The 17,555-nt window shown below is 62.7% G+C and carries 17 protein-coding genes; 6 read left to right on the forward strand and 11 right to left on the reverse strand.

Annotated features, from left to right (window positions below):
- Nucleotides 1-211: 211 nt before the first annotated feature.
- From edd to zwf, 3 genes are all read right to left on the reverse strand, one after another.
- On the reverse strand, nucleotides 212-2,056 hold the full coding sequence (gene edd / locus AC0L28_RS26655) for a phosphogluconate dehydratase (RefSeq protein WP_128175853.1): 1,845 nt from the start codon (nucleotides 2,054-2,056) through the stop codon (nucleotides 212-214).
- A gap of 66 nt (nucleotides 2,057-2,122) precedes the next feature.
- Nucleotides 2,123-2,839: a 6-phosphogluconolactonase gene (gene pgl, locus AC0L28_RS26660; RefSeq protein ID WP_473481224.1), complete on the reverse strand. Its 717-nt coding sequence runs from the start codon at nucleotides 2,837-2,839 to the stop codon at nucleotides 2,123-2,125.
- Complete coding sequence (gene zwf / locus AC0L28_RS26665) at nucleotides 2,821-4,290, reverse strand: glucose-6-phosphate dehydrogenase (RefSeq protein ID WP_236375126.1); 1,470 nt, start codon at nucleotides 4,288-4,290, stop codon at nucleotides 2,821-2,823. Before zwf ends, pgl begins: the two co-directional genes overlap by 19 nt.
- A gap of 309 nt (nucleotides 4,291-4,599) precedes the next feature.
- Between zwf and AC0L28_RS26670 the strand changes: the two genes are divergently transcribed.
- On the forward strand, nucleotides 4,600-5,346 hold the full coding sequence (locus tag AC0L28_RS26670) for an SDR family oxidoreductase (protein WP_473481274.1): 747 nt from the start codon (nucleotides 4,600-4,602) through the stop codon (nucleotides 5,344-5,346).
- Between the two features lie 144 nt (nucleotides 5,347-5,490).
- Here the strand turns inward: AC0L28_RS26670 and AC0L28_RS26675 are convergent, their stop codons facing one another.
- From AC0L28_RS26675 to AC0L28_RS26690, 4 genes are all read right to left on the reverse strand, one after another.
- Nucleotides 5,491-6,342, reverse strand: a complete 852-nt coding sequence (locus AC0L28_RS26675; RefSeq protein WP_473481226.1) for an SH3 domain-containing protein — start codon at nucleotides 6,340-6,342, stop codon at nucleotides 5,491-5,493.
- Nucleotides 6,343-6,570: 228 nt separating this feature from the next.
- Nucleotides 6,571-7,854: an NAD(P)/FAD-dependent oxidoreductase gene (locus AC0L28_RS26680; RefSeq protein ID WP_473481228.1), complete on the reverse strand. Its 1,284-nt coding sequence runs from the start codon at nucleotides 7,852-7,854 to the stop codon at nucleotides 6,571-6,573.
- Between the two features lie 89 nt (nucleotides 7,855-7,943).
- A complete protein-coding gene (locus AC0L28_RS26685; protein ID WP_287307795.1) occupies nucleotides 7,944-8,309 on the reverse strand; it encodes a four helix bundle protein in 366 nt (121 codons plus the stop codon).
- A gap of 37 nt (nucleotides 8,310-8,346) precedes the next feature.
- Nucleotides 8,347-9,783, reverse strand: coding sequence for a glutamine synthetase family protein (locus AC0L28_RS26690; protein ID WP_473481230.1), 1,437 nt, complete (start codon nucleotides 9,781-9,783; stop codon nucleotides 8,347-8,349).
- A gap of 149 nt (nucleotides 9,784-9,932) precedes the next feature.
- On the opposite strand from AC0L28_RS26690, the gene AC0L28_RS26695 reads away from it, so the two are divergent.
- The 5 genes from AC0L28_RS26695 (at nucleotide 9,933) to AC0L28_RS26715 (ending at nucleotide 14,429) form a co-directional block, all read left to right on the forward strand.
- On the forward strand, nucleotides 9,933-10,649 hold the full coding sequence (locus AC0L28_RS26695) for an HAD family hydrolase (RefSeq protein WP_287377874.1): 717 nt from the start codon (nucleotides 9,933-9,935) through the stop codon (nucleotides 10,647-10,649).
- Nucleotides 10,650-10,949: 300 nt separating this feature from the next.
- On the forward strand, nucleotides 10,950-11,831 hold the full coding sequence (locus AC0L28_RS26700) for a metal ABC transporter substrate-binding protein (RefSeq protein WP_473481276.1): 882 nt from the start codon (nucleotides 10,950-10,952) through the stop codon (nucleotides 11,829-11,831).
- Nucleotides 11,828-12,733: a manganese/iron ABC transporter ATP-binding protein gene (locus AC0L28_RS26705; RefSeq protein ID WP_027156305.1), complete on the forward strand. Its 906-nt coding sequence runs from the start codon at nucleotides 11,828-11,830 to the stop codon at nucleotides 12,731-12,733. The genes AC0L28_RS26700 and AC0L28_RS26705 overlap by 4 nt, the downstream gene beginning before the upstream one ends.
- Nucleotides 12,730-13,587, forward strand: coding sequence for an iron/manganese ABC transporter permease subunit SitC (gene sitC / locus AC0L28_RS26710; RefSeq protein WP_077379653.1), 858 nt, complete (start codon nucleotides 12,730-12,732; stop codon nucleotides 13,585-13,587). The genes AC0L28_RS26705 and sitC overlap by 4 nt, the downstream gene beginning before the upstream one ends.
- Entirely contained in the window at nucleotides 13,584-14,429 is an 846-nt protein-coding gene (locus AC0L28_RS26715; protein WP_287377864.1) for a metal ABC transporter permease, read from the forward strand. The genes sitC and AC0L28_RS26715 overlap by 4 nt, the downstream gene beginning before the upstream one ends.
- Before the next feature lie 10 nt (nucleotides 14,430-14,439).
- Here AC0L28_RS26715 and AC0L28_RS26720 read toward each other — a convergent pair whose 3' ends face one another.
- The 4 genes from AC0L28_RS26720 to aceA all read right to left on the reverse strand — a co-directional run bounded on the left by AC0L28_RS26720 (nucleotide 14,440) and on the right by aceA (nucleotide 17,369).
- Complete coding sequence (locus tag AC0L28_RS26720; protein WP_473481233.1) at nucleotides 14,440-14,883, reverse strand: Fur family transcriptional regulator; 444 nt, start codon at nucleotides 14,881-14,883, stop codon at nucleotides 14,440-14,442.
- A 196-nt stretch (nucleotides 14,884-15,079) separates the two neighbouring features.
- On the reverse strand, nucleotides 15,080-15,493 hold the full coding sequence (locus AC0L28_RS26725; protein ID WP_236473010.1) for an ANTAR domain-containing protein: 414 nt from the start codon (nucleotides 15,491-15,493) through the stop codon (nucleotides 15,080-15,082).
- A gap of 279 nt (nucleotides 15,494-15,772) precedes the next feature.
- Nucleotides 15,773-16,015: an SMc00767 family acetate metabolism repressor gene (locus tag AC0L28_RS26730; RefSeq protein ID WP_027156310.1), complete on the reverse strand. Its 243-nt coding sequence runs from the start codon at nucleotides 16,013-16,015 to the stop codon at nucleotides 15,773-15,775.
- Between the two features lie 64 nt (nucleotides 16,016-16,079).
- Nucleotides 16,080-17,369 (reverse strand): isocitrate lyase, encoded by a 1,290-nt coding sequence (gene aceA, locus AC0L28_RS26735; protein WP_473481236.1) that lies wholly within the window; start codon nucleotides 17,367-17,369, stop codon nucleotides 16,080-16,082.
- Nucleotides 17,370-17,555 lie beyond the last annotated feature (186 nt).

Below are 17,555 nucleotides of genomic sequence, written 5' to 3' on the forward strand. Positions count from 1 at the left end.
TAGCGCGAGCGAATCTGGACGACTGGAACGGGTCGACCTTTGCCGTTCCCTAACGACGCAGAACCACTCAACACTGCATCCCTCGATGTGTTTAATGCCCTTCTTAAGGAGATAGGACAGCATGTCTGCCCTGAAGGCAGCGTAGTGGCCAAAAGGGCAAAATAGCGTGGCAATCGACAACCGCCAAAAGGGCGGCCACGAGCCGCCCTTTTCACTGCAGCGCGAATTCCGCCGCGTTGTTTCCGAATGCGCTGGCGCCGTGGTCGGCACGGCCGACCATTTGCCGCAACCCGGCGAAAAGCTCGCGGCCGAAGCCGAATTCATTGCCGACAAGATCGCTGTCCGCCGCCCGCCGCAGCGCGAAATCGCCTGCCGGCACCAGCACTTCCAGCGTTCCGGCGTCGGCGTCGAGCCTGATGATGTCGCCGTCATGGATCCTGGCGATCGGCCCGTCCTCGACCGCCTCCGGCGTCACATGGATCGCCGCCGGCACCTTGCCGCTCGCCCCCGACATGCGCCCGTCGGTGACCAGCGCCACATGCTGGCCGCGATCCTGCAGCACGCCGAGCACGGTGGTCAGCTTGTGCAACTCCGGCATGCCGTTGGCTTTCGGCCCCTGGAAGCGGATGACGGCGATGAAATCGCCGGTCAACGTGCCGGCCTTGAACGCCTCGTTGAGCCCTTGCTGGCTGTCGAAAACCTTTGCAGGCGCCTCGATGATGCGCCGTTCCGGTTTCACGGCGGAAGTCTTGATGACGGCGTGGCCGAGATTGCCTGACAGCATCTTCAGCCCGCCCGTCGGCTGGAACGCCTTCTTGAACGGCGCCAGCACCTTCTCGTCGCCGCTTTCGCGGGGCGAGGCCTCGCGCACCACGCCGCCATCGGCGCCGAGCTTGGCCTCGACCGCATAAGGCCGCAGCCCTTCGCCCCAAACCGTCTGGACGTCCTCGTGCAATATTCCCTCGTCGAGCAGTTCCCGGATCAGGAAGCCGAGCCCGCCGGCTGCGTGGAAATGGTTCACGTCGGCAAGGCCGTTCGGATAGACCCGCGCCAGCAGCGGCACGGCTTCCGAAAGGTCCGAAATGTCCTGCCACGTGATGGCGATGCCGGCCGCGGCCGCCATGGCGATCAGGTGGATGGTGTGATTGGTCGATCCGCCGGTGGCGTGCAGGCCGACGATGCCGTTGACGAACGAGCGCTCGTCGATCATCCGGCCGACCGGCGTGTAGGCGTTGCCGAGCGCGGTGATCGCCAGCGCCCGCTTCGTCGCCTCCCGGGTCAGCGCGTCGCGCAACGGCGTGCCGGGGTTGACGAAGGAGGCGCCCGGCGTGTGCAGGCCCATGATCTCCATCAGCATCTGGTTGGAGTTCGCCGTGCCGTAGAAGGTGCAGGTTCCCGGCCCGTGATAGGATTTGGACTCGGCCTCGAGCAGTTCGGCCCGTCCTGCCTTGCCTTCGGCATAGAGCTGGCGGACCTTGGCTTTCTCGTCATTGGGCAGGCCCGTCGTCATCGGCCCGGCCGGGATGAACACCGCCGGCAGATGGCCGAAGGTCAGCGCCGCGATCACCAGCCCCGGCACGATCTTGTCGCAAACGCCAAGATGGACGGCGGCGTCGAACATGTTGTGGGACAGGCCGATCGCCGCCGCCATGGCGATCACGTCGCGCGAGAACAGCGACAGCTCCATGCCGGGCTGGCCCTGGGTGACGCCGTCGCACATTGCCGGCACGCCGCCGGCGACCTGGGCAATGCCGCCGGCCTCGCGCGCCGCGTCCTTGATCAGTGCTGGAAATGTCTCGAAAGGCTGATGCGCCGACAGCATGTCGTTATAGGAGGTGATGATGCCAAGGTTCGGCACGCGGTCGCCGCCCAATGCCAGCTTTTCCGAAGGGCTGCACACGGCAAAGCCGTGGGCGAGATTGCCGCAGGACAGCACGGCCCGGTTGGCGGTGCGGCTCGATGCCTCGGCGATGCGGCCGAGATAGGCCTCGCGCCCCGGTCTGGAGCGTTGGCGGATGCGCTCGGTGATGGCTTCGATGTCTTGTCTCGCGGTCATGGCGTCGGTCCTTTCAGGCGAGGTCCCGCAAACACGGTCCGTGCGGGACCCCTCGGCAAGTTGAAATCAGGGTGCCCAGAAAACCTGTACGGGTCTCTCGGCTGCGTCGAGCACGGCGCGAATGGGCTTTCGGGTTTCCGATGCCATCGCGCTTTCGAATGCCATGCGCTTGTCCTCACCCTCGATGTGCAGCGCGACGAAGCCGGCCCTGACGATCCGCGCCAGCGACAGCGTCAGCCGCGGCTCGCCGGCGCTTGTCGCGTGAACCGGGAGCACGACCCTTTCCGACGACGGGTCGAGCAGTGTTTCCAGATTGTCGACGTCAGGAAAAAACGACGCGGTATGGCCATCGGTTCCCATGCCAAGCACGACCACATCGAGCGGCCAGGGCAGCGACCGCAACATCCTGCTATCGGCCTCCGACGTATTGCCGACGCTCTCTGCCTCTTGGTAGAGCGGCACGAAACGTGCGGCTGTGGCGGCGTGTTGCAGAAGATTGGCGGCGACCAGCCCGGCGTTGGAGCGCGGCGAGGAGACCGGCACGCAACGCTCGTCGACCAGCGTCACCGTGACCTTGTTCCAGGCGATCGGGATGCTCGAAAGCGATGCGAAAAATTTCGCCGGCGTCGTGCCGCCGGAAACGGCGAGCAATGCCGTGCCGCGCTCAGCGATCGCAGCGGTCAGGCGGCCTGCGACGTGGCCGGCAAGTGCAGCCGCCAGATCCTGGCGTTCGGCAAATGCGTGCCAGTTGTAGGCGTCGCTGTTCAATTGCTCTCGTGCCATGTCCGCCCGTCGCGTTCGATCAGCGCAATCGAGGCGGAGGGGCCCCATGTGCCGGCGGTATAGCCCTGCGCCTCCTGCCTGGCGCCTTCCCATGCGTCCTGGATCGGGTCGATCCATTTCCACGCCGCCTCGACCTCGTCGCGGCGCATGAACAGCGTCTGGTTGCCACGGATGACGTCCATGATCAGTCGCTCATAGGCGTCGGGGGCGCGGCCGTCGAAGGATTGCGCGAAGCTCATATCGAGCGGGATCTGGCGCAGCCGCATGCCGCCAGGCCCCGGATCCTTGATCATGATGAACTGCTTGACGCCTTCGTCGGGCTGCAGCCGGATGACCAGCTGGTTGGCCGAGATCGGCCCGGCACTGTCGCCGAAGATCGAATGCGGGATCGGCTTGAATTCGATGACGATCTCCGAAACGCGTGTCGCCAGCCGCTTGCCCGTCCTGAGGTAGAACGGCACGCCCGCCCAGCGCCAGTTGCCGATTTCGGCCTTGAGCGCAACGAAGGTCTCGGTGTTGCTGTTTTTGCCGAGCTCCTCGACATAGCCTTTCACCGGCCCGCCGGCCGAGGCCCCGGCACGGTATTGGCCGCGTACCGTGTGCTTGGGCGCTTCATTGCCGTTGATGCGTTTCAGCGCGCGCAGAACCTTCAGCTTTTCGTCGCGCACTGCGTCGGCGTCCATCGACGACGGCGCCTCCATGGCGACGAGGCAGAGAAGCTGCAGCATGTGGTTCTGCACCATGTCGCGCAACGCGCCCGCCTTGTCGTAATAGGTGACGCGGTCTTCGAGGCCGACGGTCTCGGCCACGGTGATCTGCACATGATCGACATTGGCGGAATTCCACAGCGGCTCGTAGAGCGCATTGGCAAAGCGCAACGCCATCAGGTTCTGCACCGTTTCCTTGCCGAGATAGTGATCGATGCGGAAAATCTGGCTTTCATGGAAATCGTCGCCGACCAAATCGTTGAGCTGGCGCGCCGAGGCGAGATCGCGCCCGATCGGCTTCTCCAGCACGATGCGCGAGTTCGGCGTGATCAGCCCGTTCTCTTTCAGCTTGTGCGAGATGTCGCCGAACAGCGCCGGCGCAACCGCCAGGTAGAAGGCGCGGATGCATTCGCTGTCGCCGATCGCCGTCTTCAATTTGTCGAAGCCCGCGCCGGTCGTCGCGTCAGCCGAGACGTAGGAAAGCCGGGCAAGGAACGTCTCCAATTCCGCGGCGTCGATATCGGCCGGTTTCACATGGTCGGAAATCGCCTGCCTGGCGAAAGCCTGGAATTCCTCGTCGGTCATTTTCGAGCGCGACGTGCCGATGATGCGCGTCGGTTCGGAAAACTGATGGCCGCGCTGGCGATGATAGAGTGACGGCAAAAGCTTGCGTTCCGACAGATCGCCGGTGCCGCCGAAGATGATGAAGTCGAAAGGGTCGACGGGAATGATCTGGCTGGTCATGGTCTGTCCGCTCTGACGCCGCTCGCTGGTGCACGCGTGGATATAATCTAATCGATTTAGATTTTCCAGTGACACGGCGTCACATCCCCGGGGCCAATCGGACGTGTGCCGATTGTTCTGAGGTGTGCCCTTGACACTGGCGCAACCCGGACGCTTGTCGGCGAGGTGGTTCCGGGAGGCCTTCGCAGATGCAGCATAGAGCGGGATCGAGGTGAAAGCCAAAGGAGAAATCGAGAGTATGTTGATCTTTCGGCGACCATTGCCGGAGGCTGCCGGAGCGGGGAGTCTTCAATCATGAGTGAGAAAGCCATGCGCCTGGAAAACAAAGTTGCCATCATCACCGGTGCCGCGTCAGGCTTCGGCGAGGGCATGGCCAAGCGTTTTGCCGAGGAGGGCGCCAAAATCGTTGTCGCCGACCTCAACGCCAAGGGCGCCGAACGCGTCGCCAACGAGATCGGCCGGGCGGCGATCTGGACCCAGACGGACGTCTCGACCCGTTCCGAGTTCGACGAGATGGTCTATGCCGCAAAGAGTGCCTTTGGCCGCATCGACATCATGGTCAACAATGCCGGCTACACCCATCGCAACGGCGATATGCTCGAGGTCGACGAGGCGACCTTCGATCTGATCACGGCCGTCAACATGAAGGCGATCTACCACGCCGCCCTGGCGGTCGTGCCGGTGATGGCCAGGCAAGGCGGCGGCGTCATCCTGACCACGGCCTCGACCGCCGGCATCAGGCCACGGCCCGGCCTCACCTGGTACAATGCGTCGAAGGGCTGGGCGATCACCGCGACCAAATCCATGGCGGTGGAACTCGCGCCGAAGAACATCCGCGTCAACTGCCTGTGCCCGGTCGCCGGCGAGACCGGCATGCTGGAAAAATTCATGGGCGCCGACACGCCCGAAATCCGCGAGAAATTCCGCGCGTCGATCCCACTTGGCCGGCTTTCGACGCCGCTCGACATAGCCAACGCGGCGCTATGGCTGGCGTCGGACGAGGCGGCCTTCGTCACTGGCGTGGCGCTGGAGGTCGACGGCGGACGGTGCATCTGAGCCGTTCGGCCCTCGCACCCGGGCGGCTGATTGGCAGCAGCCAAAATGAGCCGTGGGCAACGTCACGTCAAAGAATGGCCCGACCAATCCTAAAACGCGTCGCCTTTGAATGGGCTCATGCGACGCGCTTTTGCGCGACCTGCATCAGGCGCCGGTCTTGACGAAGCTCTTGTAGATCCAGCCGCGTTTGCCGTTGTAGACGATCTGGCACCATTTCTTGCAGCCCATCACCTGAACCGAGGTCTTGGCGGGAATGGTGACGATGGCGGCCGCACTGTTCTTCGGACCGGTGCGCATGGTGACGCCCCTGAGGATACGTCCTGCCGCGCTTGCTTGCTTGGCCTCGACTTTGGCCTGGGTGCCATCCTTCTGTGTCGCGGCCGGCAGCGGCTTCGGGGTCGAGATGGCGGCGGTTGGCGCACCGTCCGTCGCCGCCTTGGCGGGAGCAGCGACTTTGGCAATCAATGCTGCCACTTTGGTTTTCGCTGCCGGATCGGCGAATGCCGCCGCGGTGGACGGCTTGTCTGCTTTTTCAGCCTGGCCCGCCGTCTGGCCGCCCGCCGTCTGGCCGCCCCCCGTTTGGCCGGATGTGGTCTTCGGTCCCGATCCTGTCCAGCGGGGATCATTGGGCGCCAGCGCCGCTATCTCGGCCTTCGCTGCAACTACCGCCGACGAAATCGCATCGGTCTTGCTCGCAGCCTGCTGCGCCGCTTCTATCCTCGCGGCCGCGGCCGCGGCCGGCACGATCCGTGTCGTTTTCACCGGAATGCTGGAAACGATCTGCTCGGGACTGGCGACCGCTTGTCTCTCAGTGGCCGGCAATGCCAGCCATAGCGCCATCGCTGCCACGCCAAGCAGCGCTGCTGTACCAAACGCGGCGATGACCAGATGCAGGTTCGACCGGATTTGCCGCCAGAACCTGGGCTGCATGTCGTAGCCAAACTGCATCGCAAAGCGCCGTCGTTCCGGCGCGCCGAAACTGAAGGGCTCTCTCACTCTTACAACCTCCATTTGCGGGCCAACGTTCTTACGACCTGTGCCGGGAAACCGGCATCTGGTCGGCATCGGTCCCAATCCAACGCGGGCAGGCCCGCAAAATCCCCCTTCGACTGCCCAGAACCGGCATCCTTTGCCGGCGATTGTGGCATCACTGCGCCCTTGCCGGGCGGATTCTGCACCTTTGCGATCGATTCTGCAACTTGCAAGGGATTTTGCAACCTGTGGTTATATGCGGTCCCTCAAGGCATACCAGTTGAGTGCAAGAAACAGCAGAGGCGCGCGCAAGCGCCGGCCACCGGGAAAGGCCGGGATGTTCAGGTCCTCGATCAGCCTCAGCCGGTCCCGGTTGCCGGCGACGGTTTCGGCATAGAGCTTGCCGAAAAAGTTCGACAGCATGACGCCGTGGCCGGAATAGCCGCCGACCGAGATCACATTGGGCATCACCTCCCGCACGAACGGTTTTCTCGGCATCGTGATGCCGACATAGCCGCCCCAGCCATGAGTGATCTCGACATCGCTGAGGTCAGGGTAAAGCTCGGCGATCTGCCGGCGGATGTGGACATGGATGTCTTTCGGATCGTTGACCGCGTAGATCTCGCGCCCGCCGAAAAGCAGACGCCCATCCGTCGATTTGCGGAAGTAGCGCACGACGAAGCGGGAATCGTCGACCGCCTCACCGCCCGGCAACACGTTTGAATCCGCAAGCGGCACCGTCGCGCCGATGAAGGAGCCGATCGGCATGATATGCGCGGCACTGATCGGCTCGAGCGTGCCGCCATGGGCGTTGACGCCGATCAGACATTTCTCGGCTGATATGGTGCCTTTCGGCGTCGTGACCCTGACCTTGCCGCCAACGGACGCGGTGGCGGTCGCCGGCGTCTGCTCGAACAGCAGCGCGCCCGCCTGCGCCGCCACGTTTGCCGTGCCGATCACCAGCTTCAGCGGATGGATGTGCCCGGTGCCGGTGTCGCGGGTGCCGCCGAAATAGCGCGCCGAGCCCAACCGCTCCGCCGTCTCCCTGGCGTCCATGAAGCTGATGTGTGGATAGCCGAAGCGGTTCGCCATGATCTCGGCATGCGCCTTGTAGTCATCGACATAGCGCTGCTTGTGCGCCACCGACATCTGGCCGGGCATGTAGTCGATCTCGATCTTGTTGACGGCGGCGAATTCGAGGAGATGCGCCTTGGCTTCTTCGGCGAGGTCGAACAGCGCCTTGGCCCGGGAAAAGCCATATTCCGCTTCGAGTTCCTCGGCCCAGGCGCGCTGACCGGTGCCGAGTTGGCCGCCATTGCGGCCCGATGCGCCGTCGCCGAAACGGTGTGCTTCGACCAGCACGACATTGCTGCCGGCCCTGGCGAGGTGCACCGCCGCCGACAGGCCGGTAAAACCGCCGCCAACGACTACGACGTCGCACCTCAGGTCACCGTCGAGCGCCTTGTATTCGGGCCGCGGCCCGGCCGTGTCCTCATACCAGGAGCGGCCGGGGGAGATTGGGGATTGGTAGGGCATGATGCTCGGAGTAGGGGAGTAGGGGAGTAGGGCAGTAGGGCAGTAGGGCAGTAGGGCAGTAGGGCAGTAGGGCAGTAGGGCAGTAGGAGCTATTCAGGTGACAATTTGCGGATCAGAAGGCGCAGTAGCGTCCCTACGCTCTCGCTGCGATTCATCAAAGATTCGACCGCCTCGTGCGAGGCGATTCCGACACGGTGCGCAATCATAAGATGCGTCTCCAATTCTTTGAGTGATCCTTGGGCGATCCTGAGAAATTGCTGATAGGAAGCTCGACTCTCTCGGCCGTAACCCTCAGCGATGTTGGCAGGCACTGAGGTAGCTGCCCGACGCACCTGACCTGTCATTCCATAGGTCTCGTCTTTCGGCCAAGCTCGTGTCACTTCATAGATGGATACTGCCAGGTCCATTGCCTGCTGCCAGACGATCAGATCCCTGTAGGACTCGATTTTCGCCATTACGTGCCGCCCCCTACTGCCGTACTGCCCTACTCCCCTAAACATTCAACAACAGATACTCCCGCTCCCACGGGCTGATCACTTCCATGAAGGTCTCGAATTCCGCCCGCTTGATCGCCGCATAGGTGGCGGCGAACGACTTGCCGAGCAGCGCGCAGAGTTCCTCGTCGGCTTCGAACAGGTCGACCGCCTCGAGCAGGCTGCGCGGCAGGTCGATCTCGGCCGCGTTGGCGGTGGTGAGAACCGGCGGTTCGGCCTTGATCTTGTTGGTCATGCCGATCAGCCCGCAGGCGAGCGATGCGGCCATCGCCAGATAGGGATTGGCGTCGGAGGAGGGGATGCGGTTCTCGACGCGCCTGGCTGCCGGGTCGGAGCGCGGGACGCGGAAGGCGGTCGTGCGGTTGTCGTAGCCCCACTTGTTGTTGACCGGAGCGGAAGCCGACTGCGTCAGCCGGCGATAGGAATTGACGTAAGGCGCAAACATCACCAGCGCGTTCGGCACATGTTTCTGCATGCCGCCGAGGAAATGGAAAAAAGCTTCGGTTTCCGAGCCGTCCTCGGCAGAAAAGACGTTCCTGCCGGTCTTCTTGTCGAGGATCGATTGGTGGATATGCATGGCCGACCCGGGCTGCCCCTGGATCGGCTTGGCCATGAAGGTGGCATAGATCTCATGCTTCAGCGCCGCCTCGCGGATGGTGCGCTTGAACATGAACACCTGGTCGGCCAGTTCGATCGGATCGCCGTGGCGCAGATTGATCTCGAGCTGGCCGGCGCCTTCCTCGTGGATCAGCGTGTCGATCTCCAGGCCCTGGCTTTCGGAGAAATGGTAGATGTCGTCGATCAGTTCGTCGAACTCGTTGACGCCGGCGATTGAATAGCCGGCGCCACCGCCGATCGCCCGTCCCGAACGCCCGACCGGCGGGGTCAGCGGGTAGTCCGGATCGGGATTCTTGCGCACCAGGTAGAACTCGATCTCGGGCGCCACCACCGGCTTCAGCCCGCGCTTGTGGTAAGCGGCAAGCACACGCTTCAGCACGTTGCGCGGCGTGAACTCGACCGAGCGGCCGTCCTGGTGGACGAGGTCGCAGATGACCGCCGCCGTCGGGTCCTCTTCCCACGGCACCACGGTCAGCGTCGAAAGGTCCGGCATCAGCTTGAGGTCGCCGTCGTCTTCCGGATAGTTGAAGCCGTTGCCGTTCTCGGGGTAGCCGCCGGAGATCGTCGTCATGAACACCGCCGAAGGCAGCGCCAGCGAGGTGTTGGAGGTGAATTTCTTCGACGGCATCATCTTGCCGCGCGCAACACCGGCCTGGTCGGGGGTGATGCATTCGATATCCTCGATGCCGCGCCACGCCAGCCAGGCGCCGACTTCCTTCCAGTTTTTCACACCACGTTGATTTTTCACGAAGGCAGGCGTGCGGATACGTCCTCCGCGGCTCGACGGACGGACTTCCTTTTTTGCAGGCGGCATCATTCACCAGATTGGGTTGCGGATTTGGGAGTATAGCCGGGGCCGGTGATGGAAGGGAAGGGGAGCCGACCCTGCCTTCGCCCGCCAGTTGAAAATTGCTCCAGGCAGCTTAGGTTCGACGCAAGTTCAATGACCTCGCTTGAAGACGTCGCATGCGGAAAAATCATGAATTGACCACGATCGGCTTTGATGCCGACGACACGCTCTGGCAGAACGAGCAGTTCTTCCGCATCACCGAAAAGCGCTTTGCCGCGCTGCTCGCCGATCATGCCGAGGAGGAGCACATCTCGGCAAGATTGCTGGAAGCCGAGAAGCGCAACCTCGCCGTTTACGGCTTCGGCATCAAGGGGTTTACCCTGTCGATGATCGAAACGGCGATCGAGATTACCGAGGGCCGCGCGCCGGCCTCGGTTATCGCCGAAATTCTCGCCGCGGGCCGTGAGATGCTTGGCCATCCGATCGAGGCGCTGCCTCATGCGCGCGAAACCGTCGAAAAACTGGCGGATGCGTATCGCCTGGTGCTGATCACCAAGGGCGACCTTTTCGATCAGGAACGCAAGCTGGCGCAATCGGGCCTCGGTGATCTGTTCGATGCCGTCGAGATCGTCAGCGACAAGAGCCCTGCTACTTATGTCAGCATCTTCAGCCGCCACGGTGATGGCGCCGAAAAAAGCATGATGGTCGGCAATTCGCTCAAGTCGGACGTGGTGCCGGCCATCGAGGCCGGCAGTTGGGGCATCCACGTGCCGCATGAACTGACCTGGGCGCTGGAACATGTCGAGCCGCCGGTCACCGCGCCTCGCTTCCGCCAGATAGCCGATCTCTCGGAATTGCCCCGGCTGGTCGAAAGCATCGGGAAAGCCGGCTGATCGCATGTCTCGGCGTCGGACCGGACGTGCGCGGCAGGCGTATCGATACCGGACATTGCGCGTCGCCATCCTTGTTGTCGGCTCCGCCAAAGAGCCGCGCTGTCGCTGACCCTCCGTCCGCGGCCCTCCATCGCGCGGCTCTTGTACAATCGATGCCGTAAAATCGTTTTCACTTGCAAATCAGTCGCAATTGCAGAATATGCGACAAGCGCGGCGTCACAGCGCCCGCGGGCATGCGAGTAATCGCGACAGGAGATTTTGATGATCGAGAGATACGGGCGATGGGTTGCCGTCGGGTTGATGGCTGCGGTTTTCGCTGCGGCAGTGGCTTCAAGCCCAGCGAAAGCGCAGGAAAAATTCAAGGCCGTGACGACCTTCACCGTCATCGCCGACATGGCGAAGAACGTGGCGGGCGACGCAGCAGTCGTGGAATCGATCACCAAACCGGGGGCGGAGATCCACAATTACGCGCCGACGCCGGGCGACATTCAGCGGGCGCAGGGCGCAAAGCTCATTCTGTGGAACGGGCTCAACCTCGAACTCTGGTTCGAAAAATTCTTCCAGAACCTCAGTGACGTGCCCGGCGCCATCGTCTCCGAGGGCGTCCAACCGATGAGCATCGACGAGGGACCCTATACCGGAAAACCGAATCCGCATGCCTGGATGTCGCCGACAAACGCGCTGATCTACGTCGACAACATCCGCGACGCCTTCGTCGAGCACGATCCGGCGCATGCCGAGACCTACAAGGCCAATGCAGAAGCCTATAAGGCAAAGATAGAGGCGTCCGTCGCGCCGATCCGCGATAAGCTTGCCTCGATCCCGCAGGACAGGCGCTGGCTGGTGTCGAGCGAAGGCGCTTTCTCGTACCTCGCACGCGATTTCGCGCTGAAGGAGCTTTATTTGTGGCCGATCAACGCTGACCAGCAAGGCACCCCGCAGCAGGTTCGCAAGGTGATCGACGCCGTCAGGGACAACAAGATCGTCGCCGTCTTCAGCGAAAGCACGGTGTCGGACAAGCCGGCCCGGCAGGTCGCGCGCGAGACGGGGGTCCATTACGGCGGCGTGCTCTACGTCGATTCCCTCAGCGAGGCGGACGGCCCGGTGCCGACCTATATCGACCTGCTGCGTGTGACATCGGATACAATTCAGAAAGGCCTCGCCGCAGGGCTGTCGCAATGAACGAAGCCGTTCCGCCTCTTGCCGCCGCGTCCGAGGATGCGGGAGGCGGTCTCGCCGTGCGCGGCGCGACCGTCACCTACCGCAACGGCCTCACGGCGCTGCGCGATGCGAGCTTTGAAATTCCGACAGGCACGATCACGGCACTTGTCGGTGTCAACGGCTCGGGCAAGTCGACGCTGTTCAAAGCCATCATGGGCTTCGTGCGGCTGGCAAAGGGAGAGATTCTTGTTCTCGGACGGCCGGCCGCGGCCGCGCTGAGGAAGAACGTCGTCGCCTATGTGCCGCAGGCCGAGGAGGTCGACTGGGACTTTCCAGTACTGGTCGAGGACGTCGTCATGATGGGGCGTTACGGCCATATGGGCATGATGCGCATTCCGAAGGCCGCTGATCGCGAGGCGGTTACATCAGCGCTTGCGCGTGTCGGCATGAGCGATTTCCGCAAGCGCCAGATCGGCGAGCTTTCGGGCGGGCAGAAGAAGCGCGTCTTTCTCGCTCGGGCGCTGGCGCAGGACGGGCGCGTCATCCTGCTCGACGAGCCCTTCACCGGCGTCGACGTCAGGACCGAGGACGCTATCATCGAACTGCTGCGCGCGCTCCGGGACGAAGGCCGGGTGATGCTGGTCTCGACGCATAATCTGGGTAGCGTGCCGGAGTTCTGCGACCGTGCCGTGCTGCTCCGGAACACGGTCCTTGCCTACGGGCCGACAGGCCAGACCTTCACGCAGGCGAACCTGGAAAAGGCTTTCGGCGGCGTCTTGCGTCATTTCGTGCTGGGCGGCGCCGGGCTGCATGAGGATGACGACAGGCGCCGCCTTGCCGTCATCACCGACGACGAGCGGCCACTGGTCTTCTACGGAGAGAACGGCGCCATGCAGCACAAGATGCGGGAACCGGACGAATGAGTGTCCTGCTCGAGCCGTTCGGCTACGAATATATGCTCAATGCGATGTGGGTGTCCGCCCTGGTCGGCGGTGTCTGCGCCTTCCTGTCCTGCTATCTGATGCTGAAAGGCTGGTCGCTGATCGGTGACGCGCTCTCGCATTCGATCGTGCCGGGCGTCGCCGGCGCCTATATGCTGGGCCTTCCCTTCTCGATCGGCGCCTTCTTCTCCGGCGGGCTCGCCGCCGCGGCGATGCTCTTCCTCAACCAGCGCACCAAGCTGAAGGAAGACGCCATCATCGGCCTGATCTTCTCCTCCTTCTTCGGCCTCGGCTTGTTCATGGTGTCGCTGTCGCCGACCTCGGTGAATATCCAGACGATCGTGCTCGGCAACATTCTGGCCATCACTCCGGAAGACACGCTTCAGCTCGCCATCATAGGCTTCGTCTCGCTCGCCGTTCTGCTGGTGAAATGGAAGGATCTGATGGTGGTCTTCTTCGACGAGAGCCATGCCCGCTCGATCGGCCTCAACCCGAGCGCGCTCAAGATCATGTTCTTCATGCTGCTATCGGCCTCCACGGTCGCCGCGCTTCAGACCGTCGGCGCCTTCCTGGTCATCTGCATGGTGGTGACCCCCGGCGCGACCGCCTATCTTCTGACGGACCGGTTTCCGCGCCTGCTCGTCATCGCGGTCGTCATCGGCGCGGCGACGAGTTTCACCGGCGCCTATGTCAGTTATTTCCTCGACGGCGCCACCGGCGGCATCATCGTCGTGCTGCAGACGCTGATCTTTCTCGCCGCCTTCTTCTTCGCTCCCAAGCATGGAATGCTGGCAGCCCGCCGCCGCTCGGCGCGGGCCTTGGAGGCCAGCCTGTGAGCGTCCTCGATACACTGCTTGCTCCCTTCCAGTTCGGCTTCATGGTCAATGCGCTGATTGCTTCGGTTCTGGTCGCCGTGCCGACGGCGCTGCTCTCCTGCTTTCTCGTTCTCAAGGGCTGGTCGCTGATGGGCGACGCCATCAGCCACGCCGTCTTTCCCGGCGTGGTCATCGCTTACATCCTCGGATTCCCCTATTCGATCGGCGCCTTCGCCGCCGGGATGGTCTGCGCTCTCGCCACCGGCTTCCTCAAGGACAACAGCCGCATCAAGCAGGACACGGTCATGGGCATCGTCTTCTCCGGCATGTTCGGCCTCGGCCTGGTGCTCTACGTAAAAATCCAGTCCGACGTGCATCTCGACCACATATTGTTCGGCGACGTTCTGGGCATCGGCCTGCGCGACATCGTCGAAACGGGGCTCATTGCTGCGATCACGGCCGGCATCATCGGCATCAAATGGCGCGACTTCCTGCTGCACGCCTTCGACCCGGCTCAGGCGCGCGCGGTCGGTCTTCGGGTCAACCTGCTCCATTACGGCCTGCTTTGCCTGATCTCGCTCACCATCGTCGGCGCGCTGAAGGCGGTCGGCATCATCATGGCCATCGCCATGCTGATCGCGCCGGGCGCCATCGCCTTCCTGCTGACAAGGAAGTTCAGCGCCATGCTGATCCTGTCGGTGGCGATCGCGGTCGCCGCATCGTTTCTCGGCGTCTATCTGTCCTTCTTCATCGACAGCGCACCGGCGCCGACCATCGTTCTCATGCTGTCTGCCGCCTTCATTGCTGCCTTCGTCGTCACCACACTCAAGGCGGGCCGAATGGAGCTCGGCGAGGAGGGCTAGAAACTGGCGGTCATTCTCTGGTTTGACGAGAGCGACGCTGTTTCTGGATCGGCTTCACGTAGATCTCCAGTCTGTGGCTGATGATCGTGAATCCGTGCTGTCGAGCGATTTCCTCCTGGAGCCGCTCGATCTCCGCCGACTGGAACTCGGTGACATCTCCCGTCTCGATGTTGATGAGATGATCGTGATGCTCGCGGGGGACGGTTTCGTATCTGGCGCGCCGATCGCCAAAGGTGTGCCGCTCCAGAATGCCCTTTTCGCGCAGAAGGCTGACGGTGCGATAGACAGTGGCGAGCGCGATCGTCGGCTCGATGGCGACAACACGGCGATGGAGTTCCACCACATCCGGATGGTCGCTGGATTCGGATAGAACGCGCATGATGACGCGGCGCGGACCGGTGATGCGCAGTCCGAGTTCCCTGCAAAGCGCGGCGATGGTCTGTTCTGAGGACATGTCATGATCCGCCAATATCGACAGCCATGTCGCGAAGTCGGAACATGCCTGCGGATTTGTTCGAAGGTGCTATCCCAGATGCGTCGCAATTGCAAAAGGACATCGGACTGGGTTCGCTGTCAGGCGGTCACACACTGACACAAGATATCCAGATCCGATCGCAAGAAGCGAGGAAGGGAGCCGGATAGCACGCCGGCTAGCTGCGTCCGAGCCCGATCAAATGGTCGATCACCGGCTGCAGCCGTTCGGTCGTGATCGGCTTGACGACCACCGCATCGACGACGCTCGACAGGCCGAGGCTCTCCGGTGTGCCGCTTTTGGTCGAGAGCAGGATCACCGAGGGACGCGATCTGCCCGAGATGCGTCGAAGCGCGTCGATACGCGACATCAGTGCGTCGCAATCCTTGTTGTCGGCTCCGCCATCGAGAACGACAGCTCCGGGAATGAGCGAGCGCAGCGTCGTTGCTGCCGTTTCGGGCGATTCCGAGATCGGTTTGAGCCCGGACCGTTCGACGATTTTGGACACCACCACCCGGTTGACCGGCGATTTTCCGACGACGAGCACGCGGGTGAAGTCGGTGAGCATTTCGGGGTCCACATTCCGGCTCATCAAACTCAGCTGGTCCACAGTGCGAATCAAGGGGTGCATGAGCAGGGCGGGCACTCGTTGGTTTCAATGCAGGGTTGTACCTTGGGAACAATTGCCGTGAGATCGCTGCCTATGTCAAGCTGAAATGACCGGCGTCGAGAACATCGCAAGAAAGCTTAAAATTTAAAGCAAGTTCTTTTCTTGCCGTGCATGCAAACTGGTTGTGCAAGTGCAAATCACCTGCGCAGAGAACTGCGCAGGTGATGCCGGATCCGCCAGCAGGATTTCGTCGGATTTCGATCAGCCGACGCTCCGCTGCGTGACGATGACCGGGATCAGCAGGTCGCCCCAGTTGCCGTCGCCGCCATGGTGTCGTGCCGAGCGCACGAGTTCTACCGACACACCGGCCTCGACCGCCTTCATCACCGACTGGTTGAGCCTGTGCAGGTCGTTGGCCAGCATGCGGATGGTCGCCTGCTGGTCGACGGTCATGGTGGTGGCCTGTTCTTCGGCCCGTTCCTTGACGCGGCTTATCGATGCCATTGGTCTTCTCCTTGCGTATTTTTTACCCCTTTTGGGGCGTTGCCTCTATTTTGTTGCGTTCGTGCTATTCCGCCGCCGGTTTGAACTGGGCGTGCTCGGTCGATTCATGCATGGCCGTGGTCGAAGACCGGCCACCGGTGATCGCCATCGACACGGCGTCGAAATAGCCGGTGCCGACTTCGCGCTGGTGCTTGGTCGCGGTGTAGCCGTGGGCTTCCGCCGCGAATTCAGCCTCCTGCAGTTCGGAATAAGCCGCCATCTGACGCGCCTTGTAGCCGCGGGCGAGTTCGAACATGCCGAAATTGAGCTGGTGAAAACCGGCCAGCGTGATGAACTGGAACTTGTAGCCCATGGCGCCGAGTTCGTTCTGGAACCTGGCGATGGTGGCATCGTCGAGGTTCTTCTTCCAGTTGAACGACGGCGAGCAATTATAGGCGAGAAGCTTGCCAGGATGGTGCCTGTGCACGCCCTCGGCGAACTTTTTGGCCTGCGCCAGATCGGGCTTGGAGGTTTCGCACCAGATCAGGTCGGCGTGGGGCGCGTAGGCGACGGCCCGTGCGATGCAGGGCTCGATGCCGTTCCTGACTTGATAGAAGCCCTCCACCGTACGGCCGGCGCCATAGTCGACGAAGGGCTGGTCGCGCTCGTCGATGTCGGAGGTGAGCAGCTTTGCCGCTTCCGCGTCGGTGCGCGCGACGACCAGCGTCGGCGTGCCCATGACGTCGGCGGCAAGCCGCGCGGCGTTGAGGTTGCGGATGTGTGCGGCGGTCGGGATCAGCACCTTGCCGCCGAGATGGCCGCACTTCTTCTCCGACGCCAGTTGGTCCTCGTAGTGGACGCCGGCGGCACCCGCCTCGATGAAGGCCTTCATGATCTCGAAGGCGTTGAGCGGTCCGCCGAAGCCGGCTTCCGCATCGGCGACAACAGGCGCGAACCAGGTGTCGACCGAAAGCCCCTTGCCTTCGGAGGTCTCGATCTGGTCGGCGCGCTGCAGGGTGCGGTTGATGCGCTTGACCAGTTCGGGCGCCGCATTGGCGGGATAAAGCGACTGGTCCGGATACATGGCGGATGCGGTGTTGGCGTCGGCCGCGACCTGCCATCCGGACAGGTAGATCGCCTTCAGCCCGGCCCGGACCTGCTGCATCGCCTGGTTGCCCGACATGGCGCCAAGCGCGTTGACGAAGTCTTCTTCGTGGACGAGCTTCCAGAGCCGGTTGGCGCCCATTTCGGCGAGGCTCTGCCGGATCTGGACCGAACCGCGCAGCCGCTTCACATCGTCCGGCGAGTAGGGCCGCTCGATGCCGTCGAAGCGGCCTTCCGGCGCCGAGGGGACGAGGTTGTAAAAATCAGTCATTGGTCGCTCCGACAGATCGTTGTTGGGATAGAAACGCCGCCTCATGAAAATTTCTGCGCCGTTTTGGTATGACAGCATTTACATTTTGGCGCGGGCCAGGCGAGGAAAACCAGAGGATTGGCTGGAAAATAAGGGAAAACCTGTGTTGCGTTTGACAGTCAGGCGCTGTAAGTCTGTCATGATTGT

The organism is Mesorhizobium sp. WSM4847 (genome assembly GCF_055811335.1).

Excerpts from the sequence above, each read along its gene's own strand:
- AC0L28_RS26680 (WP_473481228.1), bottom strand. The coding sequence starts at position 7,854 with ATGCCCTACCAATCCCCAATCTCCCCCGGCCGCTCCTGGTATGAGGAC.
- AC0L28_RS26720 (WP_473481233.1), bottom strand. The coding sequence starts at position 14,883 with ATGTCCTCAGAACAGACCATCGCCGCGCTTTGCAGGGAACTCGGACTG.
- AC0L28_RS26670 (WP_473481274.1), top strand. The coding sequence starts at position 4,600 with ATGCGCCTGGAAAACAAAGTTGCCATCATCACCGGTGCCGCGTCAGGC.
- sitC (WP_077379653.1), top strand. The coding sequence starts at position 12,730 with ATGAGTGTCCTGCTCGAGCCGTTCGGCTACGAATATATGCTCAATGCG.
- AC0L28_RS26705 (WP_027156305.1), top strand. The coding sequence starts at position 11,828 with ATGAACGAAGCCGTTCCGCCTCTTGCCGCCGCGTCCGAGGATGCGGGA.
- AC0L28_RS26695 (WP_287377874.1), top strand. The coding sequence starts at position 9,933 with ATGCGGAAAAATCATGAATTGACCACGATCGGCTTTGATGCCGACGAC.
- AC0L28_RS26690 (WP_473481230.1), bottom strand. The coding sequence starts at position 9,783 with ATGATGCCGCCTGCAAAAAAGGAAGTCCGTCCGTCGAGCCGCGGAGGA.
- aceA (WP_473481236.1), bottom strand. The coding sequence starts at position 17,369 with ATGACTGATTTTTACAACCTCGTCCCCTCGGCGCCGGAAGGCCGCTTC.
- AC0L28_RS26685 (WP_287307795.1), bottom strand. The coding sequence starts at position 8,309 with ATGGCGAAAATCGAGTCCTACAGGGATCTGATCGTCTGGCAGCAGGCA.
- AC0L28_RS26725 (WP_236473010.1), bottom strand. The coding sequence starts at position 15,493 with ATGAGCCGGAATGTGGACCCCGAAATGCTCACCGACTTCACCCGCGTG.
- AC0L28_RS26730 (WP_027156310.1), bottom strand. The coding sequence starts at position 16,015 with ATGGCATCGATAAGCCGCGTCAAGGAACGGGCCGAAGAACAGGCCACC.
- AC0L28_RS26700 (WP_473481276.1), top strand. The coding sequence starts at position 10,950 with ATGGCTGCGGTTTTCGCTGCGGCAGTGGCTTCAAGCCCAGCGAAAGCG.
- pgl (WP_473481224.1), bottom strand. The coding sequence starts at position 2,839 with ATGGCACGAGAGCAATTGAACAGCGACGCCTACAACTGGCACGCATTT.
- edd (WP_128175853.1), bottom strand. The coding sequence starts at position 2,056 with ATGACCGCGAGACAAGACATCGAAGCCATCACCGAGCGCATCCGCCAA.
- zwf (WP_236375126.1), bottom strand. The coding sequence starts at position 4,290 with ATGACCAGCCAGATCATTCCCGTCGACCCTTTCGACTTCATCATCTTC.